Origin of the sequence: Flavilitoribacter nigricans DSM 23189 = NBRC 102662, from assembly GCF_002646595.1 — a bacterium.
In the GTDB taxonomy this organism is placed as follows: domain Bacteria; phylum Bacteroidota; class Bacteroidia; order Chitinophagales; family Saprospiraceae; genus Flavilitoribacter; species Flavilitoribacter nigricans.
On sequence record NZ_PDUD01000091.1, the window covers coordinates 1 to 9595 of the forward strand.

Genomic DNA, 9595 nt, shown 5'->3' on the forward strand with positions numbered 1-9595 from the left:
ACATACCGAACGGCTTTTTGAAGCAGGTGACTCATCGGCCTTATCTCGCTCTTCCTACTCTTATTCTAATATTCTTTCACTATTTTGGGTTCAATCGCAATGTACGATGACTCATGTTTGCTTTTTAGGCTGCCGTTTTAGTAAGCATTGTACTTAGAAGCTCCATATCCTTTTGCTAAACCGGCCTCTATCCAATATTACGGTCTCGTCGCAGCATAGCCACTCCAAAGCACCATTCTATGCTCATGTCTATCCTAATATCTTTTATACCATCCAAGCGCGTATAAAAGTCCCATACCGAAGCAGGCAGATTCTCTTTCACGGTACAGGCACGTCCGGGCAGGTTGGCCATTAAATGAGTTAAAGCTGATCTTTTGTCCACCACACAGCAGTCCATATAATTTTAAAAAAAGTCCGGAATTAGCGGACAAATCCACCCTTGGCTTCACTAAGTATATAAATCAAAAGATGTACCAGTAGTAAGCATTTCGTTAGCCGCTTTTGCCGGTTGTAACGGAAAGAGTAAAGGTGCTACGGCATCGGTTCCTCCCCTACTCTATTGGTAATATCTATTGATACAAGCATGCTTTTCTGCCTGGGCATCAGCCATGGACGATGCGCGGGGTTTAATCGGCCTCTCCCCTGAGCGGCTATTTCCAAACCTTTAAACCATTGTATCATGGGAAATTCTATTGCCCAATGGCTGGGAGCCATTGCCAGTTCTTCTTTTGCCGCCACCATTCTGGATTACCAAGTGGCCATCGGTATTGATGACATCATCGATCTTATTGCCAACTGGTTGATCGGCGGTTGAACGCTTGTCTAGATATGGCATAACTAAGTAGTTGGGATATTCTCCCAACTACTTTTATATTTAGCATATGGCTGGTTAAGAATGATCATCAACGGCGGTATTTTTGTTGAGCAATGTGCTCCAGCCTGGTCAGCAGCCAATCCTTCAAAAAAAACTCCTTACTGGCTATTTCCCTACGGTATTGTAGGATCCTTTCGGGTGTCGCATCCGGCCGCAGGCAAAAGCGACCGAATTGAACCATGTAGTCGAGAAATTCACGGTAGGCCGTTTTTTTGATCCGACTGATCTTTTTTTGCCGCCCCAGAAAGGAGCGAAAATTTTTGATCACGGCAAAAAACTGCTCTATGAAAAATTCGGTTTCGCTAAAAAGTAGCAGATCAAACAATACTCTGACGCTCAGGGAATAGATTCGCAAATTGGTTACATCGGTCGATTTAGGGGTATTGGCCAGCAGGCGGTAAGCCTCTTCCAGCAGAGCAGTATCCGGCAATTTAACGAATCCTTCATGGTAGAGTATATACGCCTGATTCAGTGCCAGCACGCCCTCTATATCCTCTTTTTCTTCCAGTACCAGATGATATTTGTACTGAGCTACAAACGACTGAGCCCAGCCAAAGGCTTTCAGTTTGGCGGCGATCGCTACCACATTTGTGAAGCGCACTTCGGTGATGCGGCCTTTTTCCAAAAACAGTTCGGTTTCTAAAGCCCATTTGATCAAGGCAAAGAGCTGGTCGAGATAAAAATCTTGCCCTTGCTCGGCCTTCGGGCCGGCGAAATTGATCAGTAGTTTAACGGCCAGTGCAGCTTCCTCCCAACTCAGGATACCCCAATGTTGCTGCAGGAGTGCGAAAAGCTCGGTAAAATGAGCAGGCGGCGAGTTTTGTTCATAGAGTTGCAGGATACCGGCGAAAAATCGGATAGAAAAATCCGGCTCATCAATAAAAGCAAACTCCCGGATCAGGGAAATGAGCAAAGGCGGCACATTTTCGACCTGGATTACCCGTTTGTAGAGCAGCCATTCGCCACCGAATTTCAGTGTTTTGAGTACCGTATCGCGTTCAATAAACCGCATCATCTGGAGGTACTGCGCCCGTCTAATATCGTACTTATCAGTAGCCGGATGGAAAAAAAGTGCTTTGGCCAAGAGAAATTTCTCGTAAAACAAGGCTCCCTGGTCTCCCTCATCTATCTGCTGCTGCAGTTGACGGGTATTCTGAAAGAAGAACTTATCAAGCCGAAATTCCTGCCAGGCGTGTAATCGGTAAAATTCCTGAGCGTACTTATCAGTCCGATAGGTGCGCCAAGCCAGAAATGCTTCCAGTTCTTTGGTTAGCAAAGACATCAGGCGGGAAATGGCCTTATTGGTATATTTTTTTTCGGTCTCTACCGCCCGATAGGCCTTTTCCTTTTGGAAAACCCACCCCTTCTCCTTTTGCTTGACCAGATGATCAAACAGTCGAAGCAGGCTTTCATTCGTGCAGTGGAGCGGAGAAAGCAAATAAAGACGCGCCTGCTTGAGGGTCTCTTCGTCCAGGGCCTGGATGATCTCCAGGATCTTATAAGTATTTTGTTTCATTTTCGCGGGATAGATATTGGGGCTTTAGCAGCTCGCAACCTCACTATTACCAGCAAATCACACACACTTAGCCCGTAATCGGCTACTCAAATAACGGGAAAATCACATCCATTTTAGATTGTAAAATAAGGATACCTATATTATTTTTAACCCTACCCAGCCTCAGGGCTTTTAATAAGTCAGTCTAAATCCTACAGTATGATCTCAAAAAATGTCCAATTCCTTCTTTTTCTGCTGCTCTATTCTTTCATTCTACCAACTATATCCAGCGCTCAGAGGGAGCACGTTCTGCGCGACAGCCTACCGCTTGCGGCTATGGATACCCTCCAGGCAAAGGAAATGCTGGCTTTAGGGAAAAACCAACTTCAGCAGGGCGATTTTGCAGGAGCGGAACAGTCCTTTGCAGAAGCCCGAGGCAAAATCAGCGCTAGTTTAGGAGAATTTCATCCTCTGTTTGCGGAAGCCCTCTATCTGATGGGCAGGCTGAAAATGCACCTTGGTGACTTTCCTACCGCTGCCGAACTACACAACAAGGCACTGTCCATTCGCCTGAGTTTACTCGGCGAACAGCATTCTTCGGTGGCTTTTTCCCTGGCTGATCTAGGTATACTGGCTATTTATCAAGGAGATTTTGATTTGGCGGTCAAACGTTTTAAGTCGGCCCTCGATATCCACAACAGGCAAGCGGTAAAAGATCACAGGGCTATCGCCTCCGTGTATAATGGCTTAGGCGGTGTTTATTCCTATACAGCGAAATACGATTCGGCAGAGGCCTATTATATAAAGGGATATGAACTTTTGGTCCCCATACTGGGAGAGCAACACCAGGAAGTGGCTGTTTTTATCAACAACATCGGTTTCTGTAAGGATAAAAAGGGATATTATCGGGAAGCGGTGAATTATTACACTCAGGGTTTGAACATACGAAAATCGATTTTCGGTTCGAACCATCCGGAAGTCGCATTATCTTATAATAGTTTAGGAGCGGTGATGATAGCAACAGGAGATTATTCCAAAGCTATGAGCTACCACGAAAATGCGCTCCAGATCCGTATCAGCGTATTTGGAGAGAATCATCCTGAAGTCGCCAATTCTTACAATAACCTAGGCATCATTTACAACTTTCTGGGGGATCAGGAAAATGCCCAGCAGCTTTTCGAGAAAGCCTTAGAGATCAATCAGCAAATCTATGGGCCCACGCACTACCTCATCGCCAGCATGAAGAATAACCTGGGAATGGTTTATGAAGACATTGAACAATTTTCCAAGGCCATTGAATATTATGACCAAGGACTTAAAATACAGCAGGCAAGCCTAGGGGAAATCAATTTAGAGGTCAGAAACTCTCACTACAATCTCGGTAATGTCTATTTTAAGCTGAAAGACTACGATAACGCGTTCCAGCAGCACCAGGCCGCGCTGCAGATCAGTAGGGAACTGTTTGGTGATCAACATCCTTCAATCGGAGAATCTCTAAGAAACCTGGCGCTAATCGTCTGGAAACAAGGGCGTCCCGAGGAGGCTATTACTTATTTTGAAGCCTCTCTCAAAGCCTTCAATTATAAAGAAAACGGCACTTTAGAAGAAGTTAATTCCTTGTGGCAAACCGTAGGAACACTAGGAGAGATCGCCCAATTTACTTTTATGCAGCACCGGTACCAGCCTAAAGTCGATCTACTCTACCAATCCTATATCGATCATCAGCGGTGGCTGGCCGCCATGTTGGCCCAGCAGCAGGACCAAACAGCAGAGCTTAAGGCCATATTCGATCAGATTAATGCTACCGTTTTCGAGACAGCCCTGCTAACTAATCAACTGCTATACGAGCAGACTGACTCAGTGAGATATGCATATGAATCCTTCGATTTATCTGAACGTTCCAAATCACTGTTGTTGTACAAAGCTATGCAGGAAGCAGATGCGCTGTACTTTGCCGACATTCCCGACAGTCTTTTGAAGAAAGAATACGATCTGCGAATGGATATGACTTATTTGGAGAAACAGCGACAGGCCCAGCTCATGGGAGGGCGGTCCGAAACGGATACTACGGTATTGGCAATTCGAGCTGAGTTATTTCATCTACAGCAAGTTTACGACCAGCTCAAAAGCCGGTTTGAAAAAGATTATTCCAATTATTACCGGCTGAAATATGAACTCGCTACCGTTTCGGTGACGGAGATCCAACGAGATCTATTACAACCCGGACAGGCGCTTGTAGAATATTTTCTGGGAGACAGTACCCTATTTATTTTTCTGGTAAAACCTCAAGACTATCAGGTCATTGAAGTAGCAGTGGACCCGCAACTTTCCGAATGGGTGGAAACCCTACGCCAAAACATCCGACAACCCTACCCCTATTCGCTAGCTGCCTACAGCGAGGCCGCGTATCGGTTATACGACATACTGCTGGCTCCGATTGCAGAGCAGCTTTCCGATCGACTGATCATCATACCCGACGGCATACTGAACTACTTACCATTTGATGCCTTACTTACCCGCGAACCGAAGAATCCGTACCGTCCAGAGACCTATGATTATGTGATGCGCAACTATCAGATCAGTTACAGTTACTCCGCTACCCTGCTCCGGGAAATGATACAAAAGCAGCATCGTCGGATACCGGAGCGGCAGATACTGGCCATGGCTCCCTATGCAGATCTGGATTCAATCGCTACTTCCAGTTTCCACCAGGGTGATTGGTGGGATACCAAAAATCGGGGTGAAATATTGAAGGGGCTACCCGCCACAACAATTGAATTGGACAGCATTCAGAACATTTACTCCACCGATGCACTTTACGGTGCTGCCGCCACCAAGAAGCGCTTTTGGGACCTGGCCTACAATTATCGTGTCCTGCACCTGGCCACACACGGTAAAGCCGATCCGCGGGTGGGAGATTATTCCTATCTAGCTTTTGCTCCACTGTCGGACAGTCTGGATAACGAACTCCTGTACGTACGGGACCTTTATAATCTTCCGCTGAATGCCGACATGGTTGTCTTGTCCGCCTGTGAGACCGGTATGGGAGAGTTGCAACGCGGTGAAGGTATGGTGAGCATGGCCCGGGCTTTTGCCTATGCCGGCGCTAAAAGTATGGTAACGACATTATGGCCGGTCAATGACCGAAGTATGCAGGAATTGATGGTTGCTTTTTATCAAAATCTGAAGAAAGGCAAAACAAAGGAAGAGGCACTGCAAAGCGCCAAGATGGAATACCTAGTCAAACACCCTGGCACAGCGGCTCATCCCAGCTTTTGGGCTGGCGTAATCGTAATCGGTGATACGCAAGGGTTTTAGAACCATCATTTACTATTCATCCAAAAAAAGAACGTAAAATAGCTTGGAGCTCGTTTATCGATATCCGGCAAGCGTCAACCTTACAGAAGAAGTATAAGCTTTAGACGCCTGATGGAGAAATCTGGTGTCATTAATAGTTGCCTGCATTCTGTTGTCAGACCCGTAGCTTATAGTAGCATAAGGCTGATCATCGATAATAAACAGCGTACCATAGATGACCAGACTCCTGGCTCCAACTTCATTAGCGTACGCCTCAGAAGCAAAGAAAGAAAATTTGCCGTTACCTGCTTCCCTTGCAGTATCGTACACTGCTTTCCAGTTGTTGGTATCCCAGGGGTAGCTAACCACAAAATTTCCGTTATTCTTGAAAGTTAAAGTTGTTTGTAGCAGTCTAGTTTTTGAAGCCTGGATCCAACTACTTTGTCCCGCGATCCAGTCGAAATTCTGGATTGCCGTCACTTCAAAACTTGCCTCATTGTAGGCTGCTGAAGCCGTAAAGTTGTTTTGTTGCTGCTGCTGTTGTTCTGCAGCCTGAGCCAATGCCTCCCAGAAGACAGGGTCGCATCCGGAGATAAGACTAAGTACAACCCCAAAAATTAAGCAGCCTTACTCCCAATAATGGAGAGTATACGTTGCGGGGTTCGATTATATTTTTGAAAAAAGTTCTTTAAAGCATCGATCAATTTTTGAGCAGATTCAAAGAGTTCGCAGTGGGTGACTTCTCTTCGATAATGCCTCCAAAGCATTTCAATAGGATTCAGCCAAGGGCTATAAGTTGGTAGATATAGTAATTTCAGGCGATCCGGGAATTCTAATTCTACTTTTTCTACCTCTCCATCTTTATGGGTGTAGACGTTATCCCAAGCCAGAATGATTCTTTTATCGGGATAGCGTTTCAACAATAGCCGGAGAAATTCAGCGATCTGAATCCGTTTTTTGCGTTTGCGAAAAATGACAAAGGTTTCTCCAGTATGATAGTTAACCGCTCCGATGCCATAATGATTAGCTGGTTTTCCTGGCGTTCGAACCATCACCTGCTGGCCTACAGGGCTCCACATAGCTCTCAAAGTAGGCTGCCAAATGACATTGAATTCATCCGCGTAAAGAAAGCATCTGAAGTGTTTAACTGTTCTCTGGCTTCTTCGATCGCTTTTTTTTGACCTCATAGTCCGGGTCCGGACTGCTTATTTTGTGTTGAGGCCGACTGAAGGTGATATCTGCTTTTTTCAAGTGCCGCCGGATCGTTTCCCGGCTCAATAATATTCCAGTTTGTTCAGCCATGTAATCCCTTAAGTAATCCAAGGTCCAGACCGAATAGTCCAATTCTAGGGCCCTGGGACGACGGCGCACTGTAGCTATTAACTTTTCTAAATAGGCTGCGGTCATTTTGGGAGGCCGCCCACTACGGGGTTCATCTTTCAAGCCTTCGATGTCTTGGGTTTGATAGCGGTGCAGGATCCGTTGGACGCTCACTTCATTCATCCGAACGATTGAAGCAATGGCGCCGGCAACCAGGCACTGCTCTCCGTTAAGAAGAATGATTTGGGCTCGAGTGCGCATCCGAACATCTTTGGTTTGATGATATAATTGCTCTAGCGCTTTTAAGTCATCTTCCTTTAATTCAACTTTGATCGGCTTCATTACCATAAGGTAGCAATTTCTTTGCTACCCTGCATTATTTATGTGCTTATACTTAGTTAAAGTGAAAAGTAGCAGAAATGATCTAATTGAGAAAGTATAATACGTGGTTGGTGGTTTAATAGACATCTAGGTAATCTGGGAAAGGATGCTTACGCTTGAGTGAGCCGTAGCAACCAAGCATTGGCACCCTTCCCGATTAAGTCATTGCTCTTTCCGAGACTCTTATGGTGATTGATGCCTACCAGTGGGCATTATCTTAGGGTATCCCTGTAAATTATGTTTCAATATTAAATTTTGAAAAAATCAACCTTTTGACCTTATAACCACACAGGAGTGTGTTTTTTGGTGATTTTTTTTGCATGAAATTCCTAAAAAATCATATGCAAAAATATTCTAATATCCCGTTTTAGCAAAAACTTTCAAAAACGAGGAAATACGCCCTCTTTTTGGGCCATAAACCATTGAATATCAAATTCACAGGGATGCCCTATCTTAATCCGGATTTATTCTACAATGACCCTCGCTGTCCAAATCCTTTTACCCGCCTGAAGCCTCAGCTGATAAGTTCCGGCGGGCATTCGACTGACGTCCACCGGGTAATCGGCCTTACACCATTCTACCGGTTCCTGCTTGATCAGTTGACCAAGCGAATTGTAGAGGGAGAGCGTTTTGACTCCCTCGGGCAATTTCACCCATACGCTGGCAGTAGCCGGATTGGGATAGACTTTAAGCGCAGACACCTCCGTTGTCCGGCCAAACAATCCGTTGAGAATATCGAGAGCAGCCACTATTTCTACATCATCCTCCTGGTAAATGCCGTCTCCGGAGGCAAAAGAGGCCCCAAGCTGATTTTCTTCTTCCGAATCGGCATGCCAGGATCGGAAAGCATATGCCTCTCCGGGCTGCATGCCTTCAATGATTTCGGTAGAAGCATCATCACCCCAAACAGTGATGGCCAGGTTGTCATCCGCCACGACGCCGGCACCGCAGAGTACGCCTCCGGCAGTGAAGACTCCAATTTCATCCCCGATGCTTAGGTGCTTTTCGAGCGTATTGACCGGGAAGATCACAGTTGCATTATTGCCGGTGTTGAATTGATCTCCCAGTTGGAAATGAGTGGTAGGTGTCAGCACAGCGTAGGGAAAATCAGGACCATGCTTAGGTTGTGAATCAGAGTCATAGACCAGTACTCCAGACTGGCTCACCCGGATCTGATACCCCTGTCCGGGTTCCATTTCTCCAATATTATTAATATCATACTCCGGCAAGAAAGTATTTCCTTTGTTGTCTTTCACGACCTCTATGATATCCCTGATGCTATTCAGCTGAGATTCTATAGATGCAGGGCTATCCTTCAGGAAAGCGATGATCTGCCAGCCCTCTTGCAGGGGGATCGGAGTATCGGCAGCTTCGATTCGCTGACCTTCGAGTCGCAAAGTCGTATTCTGAGTAGCCTTGATTTTATAGCCCTCCACGATCTGCCAGTCCCCGATACTGTTAATCCCCAGAGTGGGCAGAGTACTCTGCCCTTTCCCATTCTTAATCAGAGCAGTCCGGTCAGCTATCGGAGCGAGGACCTGCAACATATTACGATCCTGGGGGACGATGTAGGAAGAGATCATATTCCATCCGGTCTGGAGATCGATCTCCTGCATAGCTATCGATTTGGCCGATACATTCAACAACATACTCAGGCCATCTTTAGCGTAAGTATCCCGGTGGGTGACGATTCCATCCGTGCCCTGAGGTGCAAACTGGGGGTTAGCTTCGAAAACTTCTTCTGTGGCCGCCCGGTAGATCCTGATCCGGAAGCGCTCTCCCGTATCAAAGCCTTCCTTCAAGCTAGTCTCAGCCTCATTTCCGTATACAGCTACGGAGGTCGCCTTTCCTGTCCAGATAAAATAATTGCTACAAAAGAGTGTACCGTCGCGTTCGTAAAAAAAACCGACAAGATCACCGGAGGAGATAGGCATACCATCGATCGTGGCCATAAAATCCTTTCGGATCACAATTGTATGATTTTCACCGGTTTCCGTGATCGTCCAGGGTGATGTGGTCGTCTGGGCACTTTGCGTAACGGTAATGGTAAGCGAAATCCCTCCCCCAGAGACGGTCATCTTGCCAGAGCGAGCCTGCGTGTCTAGGTTGGGGTCGCAGGTGACCGTGATGGTCTTATTGCCCGAGCCCGACGTGGCGCTTAGCTTGATCCAGCTACGATCATCCGAGGCCGACCAGTCCGTGTTGGCACTGATGCTGATGCTTTGGTT

Annotated in this window: 7 protein-coding genes; 2 read left to right on the plus strand and 5 right to left on the minus strand. The window is 46.3% G+C overall.

The annotated features are described in order from the left end of the window. The first annotated feature begins 679 nt into the window (after positions 1 to 679). On the plus strand, positions 680 to 814 hold the full coding sequence (locus tag CRP01_RS43285) for a hypothetical protein (protein WP_262510360.1): 135 nt from the start codon (positions 680 to 682) through the stop codon (positions 812 to 814). An 88-nt stretch (positions 815 to 902) separates the two neighbouring features. On the opposite strand, the gene CRP01_RS41265 is transcribed toward CRP01_RS43285, so the two are convergent. After that, complete coding sequence (locus tag CRP01_RS41265) at positions 903 to 2390, minus strand: hypothetical protein (RefSeq protein WP_099155966.1); 1488 nt, start codon at positions 2388 to 2390, stop codon at positions 903 to 905. A 198-nt stretch (positions 2391 to 2588) separates the two neighbouring features. Between CRP01_RS41265 and CRP01_RS41270 the strand changes: the two genes are divergently transcribed. Further along, a complete protein-coding gene (locus CRP01_RS41270) occupies positions 2589 to 5687 on the plus strand; it encodes a CHAT domain-containing protein (RefSeq protein ID WP_099155967.1) in 3099 nt (1032 codons plus the stop codon). 54 nt (positions 5688 to 5741) lie between these two features. Here the strand turns inward: CRP01_RS41270 and CRP01_RS41275 are convergent, their stop codons facing one another. The 4 genes from CRP01_RS41275 to CRP01_RS41290 all read right to left on the minus strand — a co-directional run. After that, positions 5742 to 6227 carry a hypothetical protein gene (locus tag CRP01_RS41275; RefSeq protein ID WP_099155968.1) on the minus strand — a complete coding sequence of 162 codons (486 nt, stop codon included), beginning with the start codon at positions 6225 to 6227 and terminating at the stop codon, positions 5742 to 5744. A 56-nt stretch (positions 6228 to 6283) separates the two neighbouring features. Further along, the gene (locus CRP01_RS41280) at positions 6284 to 6853 is read right to left on the minus strand and encodes an IS630 family transposase (RefSeq protein ID WP_099155969.1); all 570 of its coding nucleotides are present in this window, start codon (positions 6851 to 6853) and stop codon (positions 6284 to 6286) included. Beyond that, the gene (locus CRP01_RS41285; protein WP_222845947.1) at positions 6810 to 7328 is read right to left on the minus strand and encodes a helix-turn-helix domain-containing protein; all 519 of its coding nucleotides are present in this window, start codon (positions 7326 to 7328) and stop codon (positions 6810 to 6812) included. Before CRP01_RS41285 ends, CRP01_RS41280 begins: the two co-directional genes overlap by 44 nt. Before the next feature lie 503 nt (positions 7329 to 7831). Beyond that, positions 7832 to 9595 (minus strand): BACON domain-containing protein (locus CRP01_RS41290; protein ID WP_143473770.1); only part of this gene is annotated, 1764 nt, incomplete at its 5' end.

What these genes read in the sequence shown, in the direction of transcription:
- CRP01_RS41265 (WP_099155966.1), bottom strand. Translation starts at nt 2,390, where the DNA reads ATGAAACAAAATACTTATAAGATCCTGGAGATCATCCAGGCCCTGGAC.
- CRP01_RS41285 (WP_222845947.1), bottom strand. Translation starts at nt 7,328, where the DNA reads ATGAAGCCGATCAAAGTTGAATTAAAGGAAGATGACTTAAAAGCGCTA.
- CRP01_RS41280 (WP_099155969.1), bottom strand. Translation starts at nt 6,853, where the DNA reads ATGAGGTCAAAAAAAAGCGATCGAAGAAGCCAGAGAACAGTTAAACAC.
- CRP01_RS41270 (WP_099155967.1), top strand. Translation starts at nt 2,589, where the DNA reads ATGATCTCAAAAAATGTCCAATTCCTTCTTTTTCTGCTGCTCTATTCT.
- CRP01_RS43285 (WP_262510360.1), top strand. Translation starts at nt 680, where the DNA reads ATGGGAAATTCTATTGCCCAATGGCTGGGAGCCATTGCCAGTTCTTCT.